General features: G+C 57.5%; 24 protein-coding genes and 1 pseudogene. 1 reads left to right on the forward strand and 24 read right to left on the reverse strand.

The genetic code is table 11. The features are described from left to right. Positions 1-648: 648 nt before the first annotated feature. The 20 genes and pseudogenes from IPM61_16555 to IPM61_16650 form a co-directional block, all read right to left on the reverse strand. The gene (locus tag IPM61_16555; GenBank protein MBK8912912.1) at positions 649-1,053 is read right to left on the reverse strand and encodes a hypothetical protein; all 405 of its coding nucleotides are present in this window, start codon (positions 1,051-1,053) and stop codon (positions 649-651) included. A 4,206-nt stretch (positions 1,054-5,259) separates the two neighbouring features. Then, on the reverse strand, positions 5,260-5,598 hold the full coding sequence (locus IPM61_16560) for a hypothetical protein (protein MBK8912913.1): 339 nt from the start codon (positions 5,596-5,598) through the stop codon (positions 5,260-5,262). Positions 5,599-6,084: 486 nt separating this feature from the next. Next, positions 6,085-6,252 carry a hypothetical protein gene (locus IPM61_16565; protein ID MBK8912914.1) on the reverse strand — a complete coding sequence of 56 codons (168 nt, stop codon included), beginning with the start codon at positions 6,250-6,252 and terminating at the stop codon, positions 6,085-6,087. 334 nt (positions 6,253-6,586) lie between these two features. Beyond that, positions 6,587-6,808: pseudogene (locus IPM61_16570) on the reverse strand (hypothetical protein). Between the two features lie 650 nt (positions 6,809-7,458). Next, positions 7,459-7,878 (reverse strand): DUF882 domain-containing protein, encoded by a 420-nt coding sequence (locus tag IPM61_16575; GenBank protein MBK8912915.1) that lies wholly within the window; start codon positions 7,876-7,878, stop codon positions 7,459-7,461. 28 nt (positions 7,879-7,906) lie between these two features. After that, positions 7,907-8,272 carry a hypothetical protein gene (locus tag IPM61_16580; protein MBK8912916.1) on the reverse strand — a complete coding sequence of 122 codons (366 nt, stop codon included), beginning with the start codon at positions 8,270-8,272 and terminating at the stop codon, positions 7,907-7,909. A gap of 11 nt (positions 8,273-8,283) precedes the next feature. Further along, entirely contained in the window at positions 8,284-8,835 is a 552-nt protein-coding gene (gene cas6e / locus IPM61_16585) for a type I-E CRISPR-associated protein Cas6/Cse3/CasE (protein ID MBK8912917.1), read from the reverse strand. Further along, positions 8,829-9,593 (reverse strand): hypothetical protein, encoded by a 765-nt coding sequence (locus IPM61_16590; protein MBK8912918.1) that lies wholly within the window; start codon positions 9,591-9,593, stop codon positions 8,829-8,831. Before IPM61_16590 ends, cas6e begins: the two co-directional genes overlap by 7 nt. Next, positions 9,565-11,169, reverse strand: coding sequence for a hypothetical protein (locus IPM61_16595; protein MBK8912919.1), 1,605 nt, complete (start codon positions 11,167-11,169; stop codon positions 9,565-9,567). The genes IPM61_16590 and IPM61_16595 overlap by 29 nt, the downstream gene beginning before the upstream one ends. After that, entirely contained in the window at positions 11,166-11,672 is a 507-nt protein-coding gene (locus IPM61_16600) for a hypothetical protein (GenBank protein ID MBK8912920.1), read from the reverse strand. The genes IPM61_16595 and IPM61_16600 overlap by 4 nt, the downstream gene beginning before the upstream one ends. Next, positions 11,672-12,076, reverse strand: coding sequence for a hypothetical protein (locus tag IPM61_16605; GenBank protein MBK8912921.1), 405 nt, complete (start codon positions 12,074-12,076; stop codon positions 11,672-11,674). The genes IPM61_16600 and IPM61_16605 overlap by 1 nt, the downstream gene beginning before the upstream one ends. 37 nt (positions 12,077-12,113) lie before the next feature. After that, entirely contained in the window at positions 12,114-12,725 is a 612-nt protein-coding gene (locus tag IPM61_16610) for a hypothetical protein (protein MBK8912922.1), read from the reverse strand. A 481-nt stretch (positions 12,726-13,206) separates the two neighbouring features. Then, the gene (locus IPM61_16615) at positions 13,207-13,944 is read right to left on the reverse strand and encodes a hypothetical protein (protein ID MBK8912923.1); all 738 of its coding nucleotides are present in this window, start codon (positions 13,942-13,944) and stop codon (positions 13,207-13,209) included. A 249-nt stretch (positions 13,945-14,193) separates the two neighbouring features. Continuing rightward, on the reverse strand, positions 14,194-14,898 hold the full coding sequence (locus tag IPM61_16620; GenBank protein MBK8912924.1) for a hypothetical protein: 705 nt from the start codon (positions 14,896-14,898) through the stop codon (positions 14,194-14,196). Beyond that, positions 14,891-15,151 (reverse strand): hypothetical protein, encoded by a 261-nt coding sequence (locus IPM61_16625; protein MBK8912925.1) that lies wholly within the window; start codon positions 15,149-15,151, stop codon positions 14,891-14,893. The genes IPM61_16620 and IPM61_16625 overlap by 8 nt, the downstream gene beginning before the upstream one ends. 7 nt (positions 15,152-15,158) lie before the next feature. Continuing rightward, positions 15,159-15,785, reverse strand: coding sequence for a pentapeptide repeat-containing protein (locus tag IPM61_16630; GenBank protein ID MBK8912926.1), 627 nt, complete (start codon positions 15,783-15,785; stop codon positions 15,159-15,161). Between the two features lie 4 nt (positions 15,786-15,789). Then, a complete protein-coding gene (locus IPM61_16635) occupies positions 15,790-15,984 on the reverse strand; it encodes a hypothetical protein (GenBank protein MBK8912927.1) in 195 nt (64 codons plus the stop codon). A gap of 151 nt (positions 15,985-16,135) precedes the next feature. Continuing rightward, on the reverse strand, positions 16,136-17,068 hold the full coding sequence (locus IPM61_16640) for a hypothetical protein (GenBank protein ID MBK8912928.1): 933 nt from the start codon (positions 17,066-17,068) through the stop codon (positions 16,136-16,138). Position 17,069: 1 nt separating this feature from the next. Then, the gene (locus IPM61_16645; GenBank protein MBK8912929.1) at positions 17,070-17,903 is read right to left on the reverse strand and encodes a site-specific DNA-methyltransferase; all 834 of its coding nucleotides are present in this window, start codon (positions 17,901-17,903) and stop codon (positions 17,070-17,072) included. Next, a complete protein-coding gene (locus IPM61_16650; protein ID MBK8912930.1) occupies positions 17,900-18,277 on the reverse strand; it encodes a hypothetical protein in 378 nt (125 codons plus the stop codon). Before IPM61_16650 ends, IPM61_16645 begins: the two co-directional genes overlap by 4 nt. Before the next feature lie 327 nt (positions 18,278-18,604). Here IPM61_16650 and IPM61_16655 point away from each other — a divergent pair, with 327 nt between their 5' ends. Continuing rightward, the gene (locus IPM61_16655; GenBank protein MBK8912931.1) at positions 18,605-18,925 is read left to right on the forward strand and encodes a hypothetical protein; all 321 of its coding nucleotides are present in this window, start codon (positions 18,605-18,607) and stop codon (positions 18,923-18,925) included. Between the two features lie 112 nt (positions 18,926-19,037). On the opposite strand, the gene IPM61_16660 is transcribed toward IPM61_16655, so the two are convergent. From IPM61_16660 to IPM61_16675, 4 genes are all read right to left on the reverse strand, one after another. Beyond that, positions 19,038-19,517, reverse strand: a complete 480-nt coding sequence (locus tag IPM61_16660) for a hypothetical protein (protein ID MBK8912932.1) — start codon at positions 19,515-19,517, stop codon at positions 19,038-19,040. After that, the gene (locus IPM61_16665) at positions 19,514-19,810 is read right to left on the reverse strand and encodes a helix-turn-helix domain-containing protein (GenBank protein ID MBK8912933.1); all 297 of its coding nucleotides are present in this window, start codon (positions 19,808-19,810) and stop codon (positions 19,514-19,516) included. The genes IPM61_16660 and IPM61_16665 overlap by 4 nt, the downstream gene beginning before the upstream one ends. A gap of 2 nt (positions 19,811-19,812) precedes the next feature. Continuing rightward, positions 19,813-19,965 (reverse strand): hypothetical protein, encoded by a 153-nt coding sequence (locus IPM61_16670; protein ID MBK8912934.1) that lies wholly within the window; start codon positions 19,963-19,965, stop codon positions 19,813-19,815. A 149-nt stretch (positions 19,966-20,114) separates the two neighbouring features. Further along, positions 20,115-20,531, reverse strand: coding sequence for a hypothetical protein (locus IPM61_16675; protein ID MBK8912935.1), 417 nt, complete (start codon positions 20,529-20,531; stop codon positions 20,115-20,117). Positions 20,532-21,492 lie beyond the last annotated feature (961 nt).

A 21,492-nucleotide genomic window follows, 5' to 3' on the forward strand; every position in this document is an offset into this window, starting at 1 on the left:
GCGTTGCCGATTGCCCTGGCTGACGGGTTCCCAAATCGGGCGAGTTGTCTCCATCGATACTCAGTTTGCTAAGTACTTTGAAGGTGGATTGCGGGAAGATGAAGATTCGTTTTGCAGTGAATCGCCATGTTCTGAGGAGACAGAAGCCGCTTAAGGTCGGCCAGAAACAAGGGCCCGGGTGGTCTTACCACTTCGTTGGATGCGCCACCCTGATGGGGCGTGTTTGTTCCCGGCAGTATTGGTGATCCCCGTATGGTTTTGCACCCGTACCGGACCCATGAAGAACTACTCGTCTCGGGTTGCGCCGTTGCGCGGCCAAAGCATCTTCGGTCATAAACCGGATGAACGCTGGCTTTGCGTAAAATAACAGTTCGCGACCCAAGCGTGCGGCAGCTCCAGTCTTTGCCACCATTGCGGTCTGAGCGAAGAAGCTGGTGGAGTCCGTCGCAGCATGGGAGCCGCTTCCTCTCAACCATCGCGGCGGTCGTGGAGCCGCCACGGTTCAGTTCTTTCCGTCTTGGCCGTCATCGGATAGTTCCGTGCGACCGAAGGGGCTGTGCCCGTGTTAAACAGCCGTCTGAATGATCTCCCTGGACCAGTTCGCTGGAACAATCTCCCCACCTTGCCCCGAAAGGGCTTTCGTTGAAGTTACGACGAACATTCTACCGCTACTGGTCCGGGTGAGCCTTGCCAGACCTTATCGATTGCGTCCACGCTCTTGTCGTGTAGTGCGGTGAGATCCTCACCCAGGCACAGCGTTTGCAACCGCTCGTTGTAGTCGGCTTGCAGGCGATAGATGGGCGATGCTGCGCCCGATGTTTGGGACAATTGCGCTCTTCCTCTTCCTGCCACGTCAAGCATCTTTGCGAATTGTTTTTCCGATTGCTCCCCACCGCTTCGATAATAATAGCGGAACTTATCAAGCCGCCTTTGTGAAGGCGTCAGGTAGGTATGTGCCAGCCAAACTTCTCGATCAACGAAACTCTTGACCGCTTCGTCAAGGAGTCGCCTGCTACCACTCCAACGACAGCTCGAAGTTGACTCTTTTCCCATGGGTCTCACCAGAAAGTTGTTTGTTCCCTGCTGCTGGCAGGCGTGGTTATACGGCGCAGGACTCCACAAGGAACCCGTTGTCAGCCGTACAGCAGGGGCTGTGTTATTATCAGTTTCAGTTGTCTCTTCGTTTATTTGGTTCCGGCTCTCACTCCCAGTCTCGCATCAGCCTTCGCCGCTTCGTTGTGAGCAACTCCCTACAAATGTCTGCGTTGTGCTGCTCGATGTGGTAAGGCTAATCAGCTTTATCCTTCTGCGGTGGATAACCATACCCCTTCGCCTGCGGCTGCTTCTTCCTGCGATTTCACCGCGCTTGCACTCCAGCAATAGGTCGCTCGCCAGTGCCAGGTCGCTCGTTCTTGGAGTGGATAGGAACACGCTGCGCCTTGATGGTCTCCAACGTTGCCAACAGCCTTTGAGGCGGCTGCACAGTTCTGCGGTGTTGCTCGAGAGGTTGATGCCAGCAATAACCCGCTTGGTGATCTGCGAAAACTCGTCAACCAACGCCCAACCATACGCCACGGTAACTCTATCCCAGCGGTGGAAAAAGCCGGTGTCCCAGATAGAACAAAATTCACAACGCCCATTGGAACTGCCGAACAGTCGTTCAACGGCTCCGATGATCTCACGCTTCGGTGCTCTCCCGAGTAACGCGAAACTTCACTTCTGGCAGGTCACGCTCCCTGTTGCCCCTTGCCGTTGCTCACCCGCTTTAGTGATCCTTCCAGTGCCTCTTGGAACTGTTCGGGGTCATCCCTGCGATGAAGGCATCGGAAACCGAACGGATAGGCACGACCACGTTAGTGGCACGCCATTCCGCAGGGGTCGGGGTTAGTGATGCTTCTGCAATAACCCACGTCTTGATCTACGCCGCTGTTGTCCTCCGGTTGTAGCAGGGTGTGGAACCGTCCTGTGGAGTACCCGGGATTTCCCCGCCCGGATCATCCTCGTGTATCACGCCGCTGGTACTAATCAGCGGCGGCCATGTCGGGACGTGTTCGGCCCAGCGCCCACTTCATCCATGCGGACCCAACGTCAAGTGTCCAACGCTGCGAGTCATAAGCTCTTCCAGTGCGGCCTTCTCTTCGGGGATTCCTTTCCGGTAGGAGCGGATAACGGTGATGAATGTACACGTCGGAGGTAGCCCTTTGCGATAGCCGAACTCGGTTGCGCTGGTGAGTAATCGCCGTAAAAGGTCGCCGTTCCAGGACTGCCAAAGCTCAGGATATAGCCGCCAACGCGGCCATCACCCAACTGCCTTCACTTCCCCACAAATTGCGATAATGGTCTCCGGTGCTGTGTTCATGTTGAGCTGTTAGGCTTACCCCCGCCTGCGGGTTGGTTTGTGCTACGTCTGAAGCGTGTAGCGCTCCGTGGTTGGTTGATTACTCTATCCGCGTCCCATCTGCTTGGGTGAACATCCCTTCGTCATCTTCAACCTGCCCGTCTATCTTATGCGCTCCACGGACTCGCTTATCGCGACGAGTCGACCATGCACGTTTGAAGTCAGCCCTTACCATACCTCTTTTTGGCTAGCGTTTATCGTAACTACTGCGGTGGTCCGTGCAATCAAATCGGCTTTGCAATTCGGAGTGAGTCTCGAAGGCTTTGGATCGCTTTGGATACCTCTGCTTCCGGTCGGGTCTTTCATCTTGCCAAACAACTCCTGCATCTCGCGATGAATCGTGTCCACTGGATTTCCTTGATAAAGGGGAAGAACTTTGTCGGCAGCCCGCTCCACTTGCTTGTCAAAGTCCGAGGCGTAACTCATCCCAATCATGGTCAACCGTGTCGAACGCGTCACGCATAGACCAGTCCACTAAGGCAGCGCGGTCGTTCGCTGTTGACTTCTCCCCTTAACTCATCCGCTGCGTTGAACGGGTCTTTGCGCTCATCTTCATCAAGGGCAAAGGACCAGCGGGTACTCCCGGGGTTCCTTCTCAATGCACGAAGCTCGCGCTGGATGGTCCACTTCAATGGCGCGGCATACTCAGCACGTGCTCAACCTTACACCAACATAGCGCGGCACGAACAGGCTCCGATCTCGCTGTGTCTGCCAGTAGCATCCGCATGGTTGCGGGCGGTCATCGCGTTCTCCACATCTTTCGCTTGCTGGCGTGGGTTGATCTGTATCCCCTTGCTGTGCGCTTCCTGTTGCGCTGGTTGCACGTTTGGTGGTCCCGGGCGGTAGTTGGGTAGGGTCTGGAGCTTTCCGGGACTTGAGGGTGATTGCCTAGGCGGCAGAAGGTCGGGACGGGGGAGCAACATATCTGCGCGGTTCGGGCGACTCTTCTAGTCCCCGTTCCCATCGGAGATCATTAATCTCGTTGCCAGACTGTTATCGGGACAATTGGGCTTCATCCAACCGAACCTCTTCGGGGTTGTCCCACTCTATCGGCTCGTACCCGGCTGGTGACGTTTGGGGTCTGCCAGCACCGGAGAATCAGTTAGCGTGCCCACGCGCTTCGTTTCGCGTCAGGACCAATGGGCGCTGGAGTGTGTGCCACTGACCTGGCTGAAGCTCGCAGCTGGAGCGGCGGCATCGTAAGTTCCGGTTGGGGATACCCACGGCGGGGAGATCATTTACCACGCGTCGGTCCACGTTCTCCGCCATCTCTCGAGAGGTTGGGAAGGTTGCCCGTCGCATCAGCAATGACGGCGTTTGCGTTGGGTAAAGTAAAAGGGGAAGCCACGTTATCCGTCCTGATGTTCCTGCAAGAACTCTTGTACGAAGGTCTTGCGGTCAGCAGGTCGCACCTCTGACGCTGGGATTCGATGAACAGCGGCGGGGATGCTCCGTTGCGAGAGTGGTTGGTTGGGTGTTCACGGACATCGTGAACCCGTCAGTAACCGAAAGGGCTGCGGTGATGCGGCTGCGACCGCGACCATTGCCCTTCCATCGTCCCCGATTCGGAGTCATCTGACTTAAAACAAAGCTCTTCCGGTAGGGTAACATCGTCACGAATTGGTGTCCCAGACCTCATAACCGCCGTTGCTGGCTGCCCCCACGCGCCCAGGGATTACCGTCACCAACGTCGCGGGGATCGCAGATTGGTTGCGGTACGCGCTTCCTCTCTCGGCATCCAAGGAACGCGGCCACGCGATGCTTTGCCCGGTACTCGATATGCCTTCGGAATACGCTCTTCCCACGTCAACCACGGGATCAGTGGTTCACGGGTTCTCCATCAACAACGCCATCCAGTGATCGGCTGGAGCTTCTCTTTCTTCCCCCTTGCTCTCTTCACGCGGGTCGCGAACGCGCCTTCCTCCAACCCCGCACGGGCTTCGGCCCTTTGCTCAAAGTAAGTGTAACTCACTCCGGAGAAGCGGGTCGGAGTGAAGGTGCGAAGGGTAGCGGCTCCGTATCGGCTGGCGAACCAACGGCCTGCCATCATGGGAGAGCTTCGCCGCAACACTGCTGATGCGACCGCTCGCCAATCGCTGTAAGGTATGTTCGTGGGTTGCCATGTTTACACTTTCTGCATTGCCCGAACCAGTAGCGCAAGGGCTTCGGCGCGGTCGGGGCTTCGCCCGCCAATCGCTGCCTTTTACCTCGTCCTCCATGGCGATCTTGATCCTCGCACTGTCTCTCAAAGCGGTGCGCCTTTATCTCTTGATCGGCAGCTTATCCGGTGGGGTGCGATAGGGTCATCGCTGTAAGGGTCTAACGCTTCAAGCGCAGTACATTTCAGCCGCACGTTGTAGAACCCAAAGTTTCCTTGTTTGAATCCGCGCCCTGTTGCTGCTGCTGCGTTGGCTCCATAGACTCGATGTTCCCCGTCTTCAGGTGCATCGTATGCACTCCACCCACGCCAATCTGGTCAATGACAATCGGCACAAGACCGAGGTCGTCACTGGTTTCATACTCTCGCAGCACAAGGTTCGCAACATCGCTTCCCTTGGTCTGACTGCAGGACTGCGAGAGATCATCTATCCAACGACCGTACGCCTTCACCGATCACCGTGTTGTCTTCACCCCACGGGCAACGTCTATCCCCATCGCGCTCAATGGCCCGGGCATGCCACCGCTTGCCTTGCGTGCGCTTCCCATCGGAGATGCGAAAGCTGCAACCACTCGGACGGGACAACCTGCCATTCATCGTCACGCACCCCGGTGCATATCCCCGTAAAAACAGTTGGCTGCGAAGAGGCTCCGGCGTTGCTTGAAGGTTTGCCAGATAGGTCGCGTCTGCCATCAGGTACGGGTTATCTGTCAAGCGTGCTGGGATGAACGTCCGGCTTCGAAGTAACTGTCTCCCTTCCCCGTGGCGTGTCAACCTCAAACGGGCTGCCGCTTGGCACTTCCACCGTCTCACCGTTCACCACTGAGAACCATCGCAACTCGCCCGGGTTGGCGGGGTGTGGGTGCTCTTTGTCTATCCACGGTGCGAGGTACTCCAACACCCAGCTGCCTTCGGTTGTCGTTGGCGGGTTGAACGTGCTGATGACGCGGCAACGTTGCCCCGCACGGGCTGACCGGTTCCAACGGACGATGAACTCGTACTGCGTTCGGGTGAACTCTGTCACCTCATCAAAGACCTTCAAGTCGTGGGGTCGCCCCTTGTACTTGTTTTTGTCTTTTTCGTGTACGCAACTTCCGATCTCGATTTGCTGACCTGTGTCGAGCCGATAGATGCCGGTGTTCTCGTTGAGCTTCCCAGCGTCTTCGACAATCTCACGCAGCCGCTCAATGATGCTGCGAGCTTGTGGTACTCCCTGCGAAGGATAAGGAGCGGTGGTGGGCTGTCACCGCAGCACCTAACCCCAAGTCAGTTTTTCCGCCCCTGCGCTCCCCGTAAAACACTTCATCGGCAGCGGATGCAAGTGCCTGTTGTTGTGGGATGTTATTCGGGTGCGGCTCCCAGAGCGGCTTCCTGATTGCGCTGCTTGTGCCGCCTCGAGAAGTCGAATCCTCAACACGGGCGTTTGGTAGCACCTTTGGATCGCACGAGATTCAACATCGGATACAAAAATGGATGCGTTTTTCACCCGCTCGAATCGCTCTTTTTGTTATATTTGTATATGGCACATTTACCTCACAACCGGCGCACTTACGTGCGGAAATATCGAGACACCAACCGCGATTCCATCAATACCTATGTTCGGCAATGGCGCGCCGAGCGGAAGGCGTGGGCCGTCGCTCATCTTGGCGGCAAATGCGTGCAATGTGGCGCGGTAGATAACCTCCACTTCGATCATATTGACCCCGCAACAAAGACTTTCACATTTCCTCTGCTATCAACTCTGGGCTTGAAAAACTCATTCAGGAGTTGAAGAAATGTCAACTTCTTTGCGCTTCTTGTCATCGGCAAAAGACCATCAAAGAACTTTCATCAGCCAAGCACGGATCACCCCGGATGTACAACCGTTACAAATGTCGTTGCGAGTTATGTCGGGGCTGGAAACGCGACTACGACGCTACTCGCCGTCTCCGTCGCGGGAAGCGGCCTCAAGAAGCCTGATTCCCTTATCTGCCATGACACCGTGGAGCGTGGCAAGCTCGGCGGCTGGCTGCTTCCTGATGTAGTCTGGATCACCTGCGACCTCCGCTTGCACCTTGAGAGTTGTGAGAAGGGTTGCCAAATACCCGAGAGTAACTCACCAGAAGTCGTGTTGCTTTTTTAGTGCAACTTGATGCATCGATCCGCTGAATCTGCTGCTTCCATCGAGAGACAAGGGATCTATCGATCTTGTAGTCCGCAGCAACTTCGCTGACGGATTGCCCTGCTAAAAGGGCTGCCGCGACCGCCGCTCCTCTTGTTCGCTATGCGCTTTCCCTCTTGGCATTGCTGCTATTTCTTTTCTTCCGTCGGCCTGCATCCTTTGCAAACAGGCCAATGATGAACAGGGCTACACTGAGAACCCCGTTTGCGCTTCCGTCGGGACTTCAACGATCCCAAGCGCGTTCAGCACCGTTGCAAGGCCTGCAAATGATTGCCCCGCTGTTGTCTTCCAGTTTCCCATGCCGCTTCTCAATAGGTTGATTAGTTGAACGATTGTCCACGCTGCTTTGATCTTATCTAAGAACGACACCTTAACCTCCCAATCCCCAACAGGGTCGGACTCCATTGGGTCGGGTGGTCGTATCGGTGGGGATGCATCTGGAGCTGGCTCCATACCTGTCAGGGCTCGCGTGTCTCCACCGTCGTGATTATCGGCTCGCTCATGGCTCGGTTAGTTCAGGCTTGCGGGTCAGTATCTCCCCGCATTGGTTGCCGATGGCGCACCACGACTTGGTCTTGCACGGAGACGTTTAGGCTGCCTTGCCTCACTCTCACCGTCTCGGTGACAACGGCGCGGCAAAAGACCACGCCCGCAGGCTTTGCCAGTTCGTCTATTATCTCCAACGATAAGTCTCCGAGGGTGTAGAGAGCTTGCTCTATCGCCTTAGCAAACGGCGAAGGTTCAACGTGGATCACCATCCTTGCCATCCGAAAGCGATAGCCAAGAAGCGGTGTCTATGTGGGTGAAGCTCCGATAACATCCAAGCCCGCCCATGTGCTCCCCGAATATCTTTCCTGCTTTGAGGTCTCGTTGCACCTCTTGCGGTGTCTTGCCTCGCACCACAAAGTCCGCCGCCGTGCCAAGCATGTGCTGCGAGTGTTTCGCGCCACCAATGGAGCGGTTGTAGGTTGGGGTTCGGTATCCGCTGTTAATATGAACCGGCGCGTCGTAGTACTCCCGAATCTTGTCCAGAAGTTCCACCGTCTCTGAAGAGATCAGCACCGTATCCGACCCATCACGGCAAGCGAACTCGCTCACCTTGAAGTGCCGCCCCACGGGCTGATCCCCGTCAGTGGTAACGCTGTAACGCTTGACTGGCATACGTCCCCCGCTGGTTGTTGTGTATCCCTCACAATGATACGCAGGGGAGTGCGACGGTATCAAAACCGCCCGTTATCTCTCCATCGCCTTGCGCTGTTGGAAGTGCCTCTCGGCTGCGGATCGGTGAAGGTGAAACCCGTCGGCGATGCACTCCCCACGTCGGGTTCCTGTTCGTGATGTTGCGAGTGTCCCAGCGTGCTATCTGATACCCCAGCACCTCTGCGCCTGCAACCATCGCGCAAAGGATGTGGTTCTTCGATACTGCCAGCACTTCACCCCATCCCTCTCCTATCCAGACGATGGAGCCAACCCGATACGCGTCGGGGATTGGTGTCTTCGGGTTTTGTAGGTATGGCTTGCGGCGGCGTGGCATGGATGTAGTAACGTGGTCCATGTTGGTGTGCCTTAGGTGAGGACTACCATCCCACACCCCCAAGCCTTTCCCCTCCCTATCCCCTTCGCCACCGCTTCTTTGGCTCTCTCTTCATCGGTGATGACTACCACCCCACGGAAGTCAACAGCAAGCAGGCGTGCGCCGTTGCTCCCTTGCAGCCATTCCTCTTGCACCCTCTCCAAGCGGATCACCTCAAAGCCCGCACGCCGCAGCTGCTCCCCTGCCCATTGCTCTTGCGAGCGTGACCCCTTCAACCCGAACCGCTTCCCCGTCCGTGACTCGCACCTCGTTGGGTTGACACAAAACCGCAGCTTGTGAACGCCCCCACGCTCAACGATTGGCTCTTCAATCTCTGCCTTCTTGTGTAGGTATCCTTCGGCAAGCGTGGCATAGTCCCCAGCACTCTCGGAGCGCACAAGCACCGCACGCTCCACGTGGTCCACTCGGTAGGTGAGATGTTGCCCCCCGAATATGCGGCGCAGCGTCTGGTGCAGGCTGTACGGGTCTTGCAGGTCGTTCGTCGGGGCCTTGCGTGTGTCCAGCAGGTCTAAGTAGGTCAGCATGATGCAAGCTCCTTATTGATGAAGACGGGTGTACGGTATGCCCATCGGTGTGCGTAGTTGTCCATGTGCCAGTATGGTGGCCGCCATCCCCCAAGCCCTGCGTCTTCAAGCCGTGGGATGATGCCGAAGTCTTTTAACGCTTGCCGCGCCGATACAGGCACAGCACGCGCAAGGTGCGGCCCGCTCTCACCTTCTTGCGTCAAGACTTGCACCACCGTTCCCTCCCACTCTTTCACTTCCCAGCGGATCACCTCACCACATCCAACATCGCTCCGCGCTCCGATGTGGGTGATCGTTTGCAGCAGTCGCATGATCTCACCCTTGTTGCCGATGCACCGCGCTTCCCACACATCTGCCAGATGCATCGCGACAGGCACGCGGCGGGGTTGGTCAGGGCCGCCCCGTTCGTCAACCTTCGCAGGCATACCTCGCGTTGGCCGTGTCTGCGAGCCATCGCGGCTTCGCTTCAAGAACCAGCCAACACCGCTATACTCGACGTGCGCCGTCAAGTCCGAACAGATCGGCAGGCCTTCGACCTCCAACAGAGGCAGCGGCACGTTCACCGCCCGCTCACCTGTCAGCAGGTACGGCTTGCCCTCGGTGATGTCCGACGCGACAGCGTACGCAAGGATGCCGTCGAGTGAGTGCCACTCACTTCCGGCCTTTCGTGATCCTTGTCCAGTAATCGCACGCACAACCAGCGTGCGCTTCGATAGCTCTGTGTAAAGTTCAGCGCGTTCGCGCAAGAGCTGCTCCATACTCTTCGAGTGTGATAGGTTGGTCATTGGGTTCAGTGTGGTTTGTAGTGGTGCTACACGATGCCGCTTCCGGCTCCGGTGTAGCAGTCTCGTTGCGGCCTTGGAGCTTCTTCACCGTCGCACGATACGCCCGCTCCAATACCTCACGGGGATAGGCGTAGTCGAACACGTCCCACGGAAGCGGCTGATCTATCGGTAGATCATACTCATCCGCTTCGGCAACCTCTCGCAGCGTCGCAAGCTCGGGACGATCCCACTCTGCCATCATCTCCAACATCCGCGCCCCACCCGCTGGCGTTGCTCTCGATAGTATCGTCGTTGCTGCTGCCATGTAGTCCCGCCGCCCCGTTGCTTGCGTCACACGCAATCGGGGGAGCTTCTCAAGGTCTTTGCACTGCCGTGCCTTTTCCAGCACGCCACCACCACAACCGAACCACTGCATCGGCGTGCCAGGAAGCGGTTGGAACGGTTGCCAGTGCAATGCAAGGTTCCGCCGCGTTGTCCCATGTAGTCCGTCATTGATCCCACGGATCACACGCTTCAAGTCGTTGACCTCATTCCGCCGCTCCATCGGCAGCCCTGAAATCAAGTGCCACGCAGCACGACCGTAAAACCGCTCTTCCGTCTTGTTCAAGATGTCCACCGTGTCACGGATCAGCCGCGCATCGGTGAGGTATCCCTTACCAACAGCGCGACGCAATCGCGCCGAGACCCCTTCCACTCCAAAGGCGTACCGCTTCGTTCCCGGGACCCGTGCGTCGGGATTCGATAGCGTGGTGTCAAGTCTCCCAGTCCATCCGTTGTCACGACCTCCATGCTGGCGCAATGCGGCGCGGATCACTCCGATCTCTGGATGGCTTTCAGCGTCACCCGCTTGCAGGTGAACAATCTTCGGAGCGGCTTCAATCACCGGAATGATTTCCGCCGCGCTGTTCTCTTGTACTGGTGAGCGCCAACCAAGCGAACAGAACCCACACTTGAACTGGCAACCCCGCGCTATCTCGACCCGACGTTGCCCGTTGTGCGATACCTGTATTGAGTGCTTTAGCGTGATGCTGATGTCCTTCGCCCATGCTTGACGTATCCGGTCACGTCCCAGCACGTGACGGCTTGGGACGTATACCGATTCAACAGCAGCAGCACGGTCCAAGAACCTTTCTCGATCACCCCCTACTGCGTCCCACGCTTCAAGCAGTTCCGGCAATGGCTCTTCCGCGTCCCCATGTACGTACAAGTCGAAGACATCAGCCATCGGCAGCGGGTTGTGAAGACCTTGACCACCAGCCCACACGAGTGGCCAACGCCCGTCGCGATCCTGCCTGCGTATCGGCATTCCCCAGTCGCGAAACGACTTGCCCCCCTCTATCATGCAACGGCTATCCATCACCGAGATGAACACCGAGTCGAACGCCGTCACCGGTTCCTGCGTGAACTCTTCAGCCACCATCTCAAGACCGTATGGCGCACCTATCGCACCAAGTACCGCCAACGGAAAGATCAGCCCGTGTGGCTCTTTTACGTCGTGGGTTTCTTCCAACATTCGCCACGACTTGAAGCTCGATGCAAACACCCTCATGGCTCCCTCCGGTAGTATATCCAGCCGTAGTACATCCGACCGCTACGCTTCACTTGCTCGATACAGTGCTGCGACCCTTTCGGTAGCTCCAACAGCTTGTCCCGCACGTTGCGCCGTGCGTCCGTGTTCCAGCGTCTCTCCCACCAAGAACCATCGGTGAACGCGATGAAGACCTGCGGCGTTTTCCCGTTGCGCAGGATGTCGCGGATGAACCCCCACGGATCACCGTGGGGATCAACATCCACTATCTCACTTGCAAGCATCACCCGTCGCGCTTCTTCACTCTTGTTGGTCAAGCAACGCGTCTCGACGTTGGGCCACTGTATCGCTTTCAGTTTCCCGCTGTCCGTGTCGAAAGACACCACCCGATCACAGAGCGAAGACCAAAACGCCGTCATCGTTCCCATCCCTGCGTTGGTCTCCACGCAAAGGCTATGGCTCACCGGAAACCGCATCACTCCCTCGCGTATCCGCAGCTTGTGTTGCACGTTGGTGTTATCCATTATGCGGCCTGCACCTCATCAATCTGACCACTACGCAGACGCATCGCCAACGCTTCGGCGTTCCCCACGAGATATTCTTCATAGGCGCACCGCGCACCCTCTAAAAAGTCCTTCGAGTAGTCACGCCCTTCAAAGAGCCATTCCCCTTCAACGCGTCCGAACCCGCCAGCTTGCGCTCCACCTAAGCCGGGCGACTTCTCCCACCAGTCTTCACACCCAGCAACCAACGCGCCAAGCGTTGTAAGTTGCGTGTACGGACGCACCGTCATCTCGACGGCGATGACCGCACCCTCCAACAGTACTTCCCGACCGTATGGCATCCCACCCATCTCTCCAAGCATCGCAGCACGTGCGTAACTGCGGCTTCCCATCTGCGACTCTGCCGGGGCTGTTGCTTGTGGCAACGCTCGCACTTCCTCCGCCAACGCGTGCTGGTTCTCACTACACAAGGCGCGGCGTGTGTAGTAGCAGCTGCGAGCTTCCCAGCATCGTATCGTACAAGCAACCACCTAACAAGTCCAGCACGGGGAACGCCTTGCGCGTGGCGTGGATACGGTCACTCTTCGAGAGCTGACTACCGGAGGTCATCGCCCCGCCGTTTTGCAGCACGCGCTCGATGTCAGGGGAGAACTCACCCGCACCACTACCAAGCCCAACCTTTTCGAGTAGGTGACGGCTGCACCCTGCGCGGATATGATGACGGACGCTAACGCCTGATACCTCTGGCACTCGGATCACTTCCATCTGCGACGCTTCCACGTCGTCGAACTGCAACGGCTCCATCACCACCGTCTCCGCCTTCTTCCCTTCCACCCACTCCGCCTTCACCCATCGCCGTACATCGCTCACCGTCATCGCTGCGTTGTCTCGCAGTTCTTGGAGTGCCAACGCTGCTGCGTTGGTTGGCATCGCGTACACCGCTGCCAACGTGTCGTCATGCATACTCTCGACGACCTTGACGTTGACGGAGTTCAACACCGATGCAACGAAGTCGCGGGTTCCTTCGCTGCTACTGGCACACTGCTGCAATCGGCTAACGACGGATTCCCACATTGCGTTGCTCTTTTGCTCAGAGCCGCACGCAAGAACCCAAAGCACACTTGTCGGCGGTCCGCATCCCAGTTATAGCACACGTCATAACAGGCGCGGAAGAGTATCGCCGCAAGAAACTGACTGGGAGTCATCACCGCCCAATCTTCTGCGATCTCTTTCGGTAGTGGGAACCGCGCTTGCAGCTTTCGCACTGTGTCGGGGACTGATCCCGTTGCAGCGTTCCCACGCTTGCGCAACATCGGCTCACGTCTGAACTTCGAGTAGTTGCTCTTATCGCCAGTGCCGGGGTCGCAGTGCGTCATCGGCTCTCGCAGTCGCAAGATGAACCCAAGCCGCAACGGCTTTGATCCGATAGTGACGGAGTGCGGATACCATAGTGGAAGCATCGCGAAGGAATCAGCTTTTGCCTTCGTCTTCCCTTTGCTCTTCGCGGTCGGTTCGGCGACCTCTTCTTCTGCGAACAGCTTTTCGTCTGTCATGGTCAGTCCTCTTTTGGGTTTAGTGAGTAGCCCTCTGCAACAAGGGCGATTAATAGCTCTTTGCTTTGCTTGTACTGATCTAAATCGCGCTGCAACGTCATCACCTCCAAGCGTGAGAGTTGCCCCGTTGCCGTGTGGTCCAGCCCAAGCTGGCCATCCCATAGCGGCCACGGCAGCCGGTTCTCTATCCTGCTATAACCAGCAGCACGGCAACGCCGTACTACCTCTTGCGCTCCGATCACCTTCCACCAGTCCACAACGAACCGGCCCGTCATCACGCCGGGGACATGGATCACCACAGGCGTTGCCCTGCCAAGTGTCCCACACCCTCCATCGCTGTACATATCCCACACGGCTTTTTTCACATCGGTGGTGATAACGATTGCGCACCGCTCCCCCCAATGCTTATCCCAGAACATCGGGATCATGTCGCGCCACGCAGCACGCCCTTCACGCTCAGCACTGACGGGGGATTGCATGGGCCAGTAGAACGCGCCGCTTTCAAAGCAGGCGATACTCCCACGGTTCCACATCGCGCTCACCATCTTCCCCTTGCTGTTGGGCAACTGCCCAAGCAACAGCCGCGCCGTTGGCTCACTGATAACCCCACCTTCATGGGCGTATCCCTTCCCGATCTCTTCCCCTGTGTAGCTGCAACGACTACCGCTTGGGAGTGGTGTCGGTGGTGTCGGTAGTGTGCCGATCTTCATCGCATCGGCAATAATGTTTGTGTAGGTCATATCTCTGTGTTGGTGTGTTTTTGTCCGCTGGTTCCGTCTGGACTTGATAGGCAACGATCTTCGCATCGCCAAAATGGTGGCGATGAACGGGGACCATCTCGATGTTTGTAGGTATGTAGTACGGGGCTATAGGCTCCTTTGCTTCACGGAGCAACTCCCACCGTCTAAACCATCCTTGACGCTGGTACTTTACGCACCACCCGCAGCGGCGGTAAGCAACACGCACTCGATAGTTAGGGTTGTAGATTCTCATTGGTTTCCTCCTGTCATGTAGTATGATCCTATCCACTCCCGCGCATCTTCATCCCGCACATGATGGCAGGTAACAACGAAGCGCGTATCGGACAACTCGTTGCGCAGCAAATACCCTTTCCGCACCAACTCGTTTACGCTCTCTTCCGCTTCTTGCATATGCCGAACGGGAACGTCTTCGCCACCCGGGTCTTTCCCGTGCGAGTAGGATGCAACGCCGAACATCGTGCGATGCTTTCGCTTGGTATCTTCCAGCGCTTGAACCGCGCAATACGCTGCCAACTCGGAGAACGATAACCGACGTGTACACAGGTCCAGTAGCTCACCGTAGTTGACCACCGCAGAGCGTTCCGTCTTACTCGCCCACCCTGCAATCTTCATCGCCTCCAGCACCCTGCTATGTGCGTCCGCAAATCTCTCCGGCATATTGAGAGACTCACCACCCCAATCGGCAAGGTCTTCCATAAGGCTGCCCCGTATATCCGCATAGGCTCGCGCTTCTTCGGTGGCGAAGGGTTCCCCTTGCGCCCCCTCTGTTGCCACCCGTACCGCTATGCGAGCAATGGCAAGCTCTTGCGCCATCCGCACCGTCCAGTATCGCACAAGTCCCACCACGTGGAACCCAGTCAGATCACGGAGAGAGAACAGGCACAACGGTATCTCGCAGCGTAATGCTTCCAGCTTGGTGATCCCGCTATTCATTGGGTCCCTCCAGTCGCTTTGCTACTTGCCGGATTAGCTGTTCGTTGTCCTGTATCCACTGCAAGGTCTTTAGCACCGCTTGCATCTCTGCGATCTTCTTTTGAGCAAAGCCCTTCGTTGACCTACCCGCCCTGACCCACTTGGTGTAAAGGGTTTCGCGGGTGGCCACCTCATGGCTCACCACCGCGATCTGCTCATCTATCCGCAACCGGGTTGGGTTGCTCTCCGATGCCTCGAAAATGTCTAACATCATGGCGTTATCACCTCGGAATTATGTACGTGGAAGGCTCCCAAACATTAACGATAGCGAGGCCATTGGAGTGAGACTCAACCCGCTTGACGATCTCGAACTCCGAGGCAAACTCGCATAGCTCTTCCCAACTCCAATCACGGGGTTCACTGAACAGCAGCCTCATGAGGAAGTCCAGCAAAACATTGTTTTGCTCTCGGAGGCTTTGCTCCATCCTATCGTCTCCGATTGCCCCCACCATCGCCGCGTTGGTGAGGTCAGCACCTTCAAAGTCAACGCCGGAGATTATCGCTTCAAAAAAGTCACAGCCTCGCAGGTTCGCGCCCCGAAAACTTGCGCCCCGTAAGTCCGCGCCGACAAACGTGGACCCCTCGCAGTTCGCGTTATCCATTCTTGCGCCGCGAAGGCAAGCCTCATCGAAGCAGGATTTACTTGCATTGCTATCACGAAGGTCAACCCCTCGCAAATCGCTCTCCGAGAAGTTGCTGTCGTACACCTTCGCCCCTTGCAGCTTCTCACCTCGCAGGCATATCCTGCCAAAGTCGTGACCGATGAAAGAAGCAGGCTTTGCCTCAGGGTCTCCATCGCGCCACCGCTGATGGCGCTCGATCTCTCGATGAATCCAGTTTAGTCGCATTGTGTTAGTCCTTTTTGGTTTTAACGGTCTTTCCCCCTTTGGGGGTATCAGTAGCAGGCTTTCCCCGTTGACCGCTGTTAGCGGGCAAGGGAGAGGCCTTCACGGGCTTTTTATCAGCGAACGCGTTCCGGTTCTTTCGCAGCGGTCGCCCGTTCGCTTTCGCAGTCTTTAGCAGCTTGGTTCGTTCGGCTTCGGTCATGGCTGTTCCTCTCTGTTGGCTCTCCAGTAGGATATCCGCATGGCAGGGTTCGCATGGACCCGGGGCTGTAAGGGTCCCTTCGGGGGCGGCCAACGCCCCCACCGGCTCTTGAAGCCTCTCGTTCTTTTGCGTTGGACTCTTTCCGGCTTTGTCATGGCTGTCCCTCCAATGGTGTGTCTGCGTCCTGTGTCTCTTCGCTCTCTTCCAGCAGCAGCGTCAAGCGATTGATCTCCGGTGTCCATGCTTCCGCATCGTATTGGATCGCACCAGCCCGCGCCGCTTGCCGGTCATCTTCCAGCGTTGCCAGCACCGCAGCCAACCCCATCTCAAGACGCACCACCCGCGCCTCTAACTGCGCAACCTCTCGCGACCGGTCTGCCAGTCGTTCCCGCGCTGTGTCCAACTCCCGCCGCAATCGTGCGCAATCCCACTGCGACTCTTCGAGTTTCGCTTGCAGCTTCAACGTGTCCAGCAGTTCAGCCCTTGCAGCTGCTACCTCGCCGCTCTCCGGCTTGCGCTCTTCTACTCTCTCTGCCAGCATCACAGGCGCGGCCTTCGGCTCCCATGCTGGCAAGTGGTCCCCCACTTCATGCCGCCATCCCCACACAGGTCGGTCGAACCCTTCCAACCGATAGCATCCAATAGCCTCGCTGTTGAGCTTGTTCGATCCCACTTGCTCCAAGTACCAGCTATGTGGATACACCTTCACGTCCGTCCCGCCTGCAACGTCTCCGATGAAATCTGCTGGTGTCCACGTCGGAAATCGTACCGTCGCGATGAACCGCTCAAGTGCCGCCGAAAAGTCAGCATCAGACCAACCCCGCTTGCGAATCATTTCCCACAAGACCCGCACCTTCAACACGTCCGGCGTTGGCTCCGATCCCTTGCCGATGTAGTCAACCCCGAAGATGGCCCCCACTTGCGCGATCCCCGCTGCAAACACTTGCGCCGATACGGGCAACGTCCCCGCCTTCACGATCCCTACCTCTGACAACGACACCCCACGATGGGGAACGCTGCTGATGCTTGCAGCCTTTACCATCTCCGCCTTCTTCAAGTTTTCCACTCGCTCAATCTGTTCCATGCTATGCTTCCTCTTGGTTGGAGTTTGCCAGTTCTTCCTCTTCGTCCCATGAGTCGAAGACATCCATCTGCCGATCTATCCCGCTCAGCCACGTCATCGCCCGCTGGTATATCTCTGGACTCTGTTCGATGCCGATGAACTTCATCCCCCTCGATAGTGCCGCTGCACCCGTTGACCCTCCACCCATGAACGGGTCGAGTAGCGTGTAGCACCCTTCCTCTCTCTCATCGCCGTCGGGTAGTAATCGCGTCAGGTTCTTTAACAGGTCAACCGGCTTCCCTGCGATATGCCGTTCCTTGTCCTCAGGACGGGGGCAAATCCTAAACACCCCCGGCAGGCATTCCGCACCGTCACGCTCTGGAAACTCTCCCTTCGATCCCCACACGATGAACTCCGTTTGGTTCCGAAACCTTCCCTTCTGCGGGCGTGCTCCTTCGGTCTTATCCCACACCACTACACCCCGCCAGATGAACCCCGCCATCTGCAACGCGTCGGACGTTTCTGGCAGTTGCCGCCAATCGGTGAAGACCATGATGGGCGCGGTCTCTTTCGCGATGCGAAACGCTTCCAGCATCCAGTGCAACGACCACAGCCGGAAAGACCGCTGGTCCTTGTTGTCGCCCATGAAGTCGGGCCTCCGTAGCAGTGTCCCCGATCTCACGTATTTCGTGTTCGTGTTCTTTGATCTATCCCCACGGAACAGGCCGCCGGAAGAATAGGGCGGGTCTGTGAGGATGCAGTCCACGGACTCACTCGGGAGCTTCGGTAGTACTGCGAGGCTGTCCCCTCGGTAGAGGGTGAGACGGTCAGTAGGGGAATCGTATCCTTCGTTCATTCTTTTGCTGGTATGTCTGGAAGAGATGCGGCAAACGCCGCGTAGTCATCGGCTTGCAGTGGCGTAGAGCTGAACTCACGCCGCCGCTGGAAATCTGTCGCAGACTTGTTCCCCTGCTGCTGCGTGCGACCCGGGCCGGCCCGTTGCCGGTAGGTGTACGCCGCTCGGATACCTGCCTGCCAGTTGCGCACCGCCACCCCGTTGCGATTGATCCACCCCGTCGCATTGTAGCTCTCCGCGATCTCCCACGCCACGTCTGGTGGCACGGCTCCAACGCCCGCAGCCCAGGCCTTCACGTCCGCCTCTTCCGGTGGCCGTTGCTGTGGGTCGTTGGGGTCAATCTCCCTGCCTGCCTGCTGCTTCTCTCCAGCCATTGACCTCATACCATCCGCAGGCGTGCGCACGCGCTCCAGAGGGGGTGTATATTCTTCTTCTGATTCTGATTCTGGACGCGCGCGTTCTACATATATGGGCTGGTTCACGTTTGGTTCACGTTTGGTCCGCACTTGGTTCAGAGTTGGTTCAGAAGTCGGCGATTCCATCGCGGTTCCTGCGTTTTTTGGTTCGCGTTTGGTTCGCTGTTGGTTCACGTTTGGTTCACGTTTGGTTCGCAGCGAAACGAGAAACCGGTGGACTCGAGACCTACTCCATCCCCATCGTTTCCCCCAGTCCGCTTCCGATCTATCCAGCCCCCGATCGGCATGGCTCAGCATATCCGCCAGCGCGATTGCTTCGCTCACATCACCCGCCGCGATCAGTCGCTCCATGATGTCCCGAAGTGCGTCGGAGGGCAAGGGGACCCACCCACCTTTTGCGAGTACGATAGAACGGAGATCGAGGTCTGGCATGATGTGGACACAGCGCGAGAGAAGAAGAAAGCTGAGAGGGAGAAAGTTGCCCGCGCAAGGTCGAACGCAACGGCGATTCCCATGCCGATAGAGACACCCTGCGCGGGCAACTACACACTGGCCGGAGGGGGCGGCCAGCCTAAACACCACCAACCTCTTGGTTGGTTATACTGAGCGCAACAACTCTGTCACGCCCCCCCTCTTGTTGGCAGCCGCCGAATCGAACGCCGCCGATATGGCACGCTCTTTATCCGCGCCGTATCGTGATCCAATCGCCGCCATCGTACTACCAAACGAGTACGTGATCCGGTGGCCCGCAGTCCGGTTCCTCTTTCTCGTATCGGTGTCCCGTTGCACCGATGTGGCCAATCGGGTCTTCCCACCCAGCCGGCACAACCTGCGATTCCTCACCCCTGTCATCGAGGCTGGGAACTGGACGCGCTAAGTCGCCAACCTTCCCCTTCAACCGATCGAGGCTAACCCCCTTCGCTATCCGCATGCTGGCAACCGTCACCGCGCTTGTCAAGACCGACGCGCATAGCGTGAGTTCCGCCATGTCCCCACTCACCCCGTTGCACACATCCCCCGCGTCGCGCTCTCCACTGGCAATGGCTGTGGAGTGGAGGATGTGCGTGTGGGTGCGGATGCTGATCTCCGCTTGGATTTTCATCAGGTGGTCGAAGACCAGCCGCTGCAACCCTTCGAGGCTATCGCACGCTGCGAAATCTTCCAACCTCACGTGGAAACCTTTCCCGTTCGTGTTCATATCGCTCTCCGTTTGTGGTTAGTGATCCCGATGCTATCGAGTACGCTCTCCGCGATCTCTTTCGCCGCCGCCCCTGTGGTCATCTCTCCGGCCATCATCCATCGCTCCAAATCCGCCTTCAAGAAAAATAACTTTTGGCCATGCTTCCGCGCTGGTATCCCATGCGACCGATAGAACGCCCCGAAACTCCGTGGGGACATGTCCATCCACTCGGCTGCCTCTCGCAGTGAGAGCACCGGCTTGGCACACAGGATAAGCGCGCGTTGTAGGGTGTCGAGTGATACCGTCGCCATAGTCATCGCCCGCTGATTGGGTCGTCATGGATGAACCCAGCGGACACCCCGTTGACCGTGATAGTGGTTCCCCTCTCTGTGTGCTGAACCGTTGCCGATCCCCCTTTGATGGTGTGGTATAGATGGCCCGCGCCCCATGCCGCTGCTACCATCATAGCTCCAAGCGATAGCCATATCAATGGCCAACGAATCGCGTCAACGAAGCGATCACCCCGCAGCCCTGCGAGGCTCTCTCCGCTCATCCTTTCGCTCGCATAGTCCCGTGCGTCGAAATGCTCTTTCATGTCCTACCTCTTCATGGTGTTTATGATCCTGCTGTCAGCAGGTATGTGATGAACGCCGCCACGACAATGGCGGCAACGACTGTCAGGATGTCAAGGGCGCGCTCCCCTTCTTCGGGGTCTGCGACCGGCTTGCCAAGTGCGTGGAATCTCTCGGTATCCGCCAGGCTCTCCACCCCTTCTTTGGATGGCTGTCCACCCAGAGCCTTCATGGTCTCGATGACCTCGGTGGGGTATCCGCTGCTACGTGATGCGAAGCCCCGCAGCACCCGCTCTTCCCCTGTCCCCGCGTCAACGATTGGCACGTACACCGGCCCCATCTCGATGACTTTCTCCCGTGGGTAGCGATGTACGCCGATCCACGGTGATCCATACCATCGCCGCGATGGTTTTTGTAGTGGTGTCTCCCTGACACCGTAAGGGCTAAGTGGTGGCCTCATGGTGATCCTCCTCCGGTAGTGTCATGGTCTCTGTGAAGTACTCCATTGGCACGTCTATCCATCGGCATAGCCGGATGAAGTGCCCGAGTCCGGGTTGGTCCTCTCCCCGTTCGTAGGTGGCGAGCCGGCTCCAACTGATGCCGGTCTCTTCTGCGGCGATTCGCAGGCTGCGCCCTCCGCGCTTGGCTCTGATGGCCGCGCCGAATCGGGTCATGTCAATATGACCCTCCAGCCGTCTCGCAACTTTTTCTTGCATGGCTCGTGTTCGCGTGATACTTTGCCCCATATGGGGGGAATCCGGCACAAAGATAACACCCAAGCGGAGTGTATTCCAAGCGTTTTCCCACCTGTATGGGTGTTTTTTTTGTAACAGCGGCATGAACGACCAAGAAGAACAGGAAAGGGGTGCACGGCTCACCGCGTTCGCCAAGCATCGCTACGGCAGCGTGCGGCGGATGTCCATTGACTGCGGCATCCATGAGAACAGTCTGCGCCGATACTGCGCGGGCGAACGGCCCGTCTCCGCCGAAGTGCTGGCGGTGGTGATTCGCGATGGTGGATCGGCTGACTGGATACTCACAGGGAAGGGGACGATGGTAGCGGATAACTCCGATGTGGATATGATCCCCATCACAGTCAAAGACTTGCGCGATTTACTCCGTCAATCCATCGAGAGGGGTAGGTCTCCGTTGAAGGATTCTACCCCACTCGATGTTGCGCCGGTAGACTACCGTATCCAGCACGCAGCGGCATACCACCGCATGGCATCAGAGGCGAAGGCAGACCTATCTCCACCTACTCGACGGCCAGTTGGAAAAGGTCGCCGATGCTGCTGCCGGGGCAATCGGACTGCTGCCATAAAAAAACAACGGGGGCTATTTGCCCCCGTTGCACTTCATTCACGCAGTCACTGCATACCCCGCAGCGATTGTAGTGCAAGCTACTAAAACCCGCACACAGC

The organism is Chlorobiota bacterium, assembly GCA_016710285.1.
Classification (GTDB): domain Bacteria; phylum Bacteroidota; class Ignavibacteria; order OLB7; family OLB7; genus OLB7.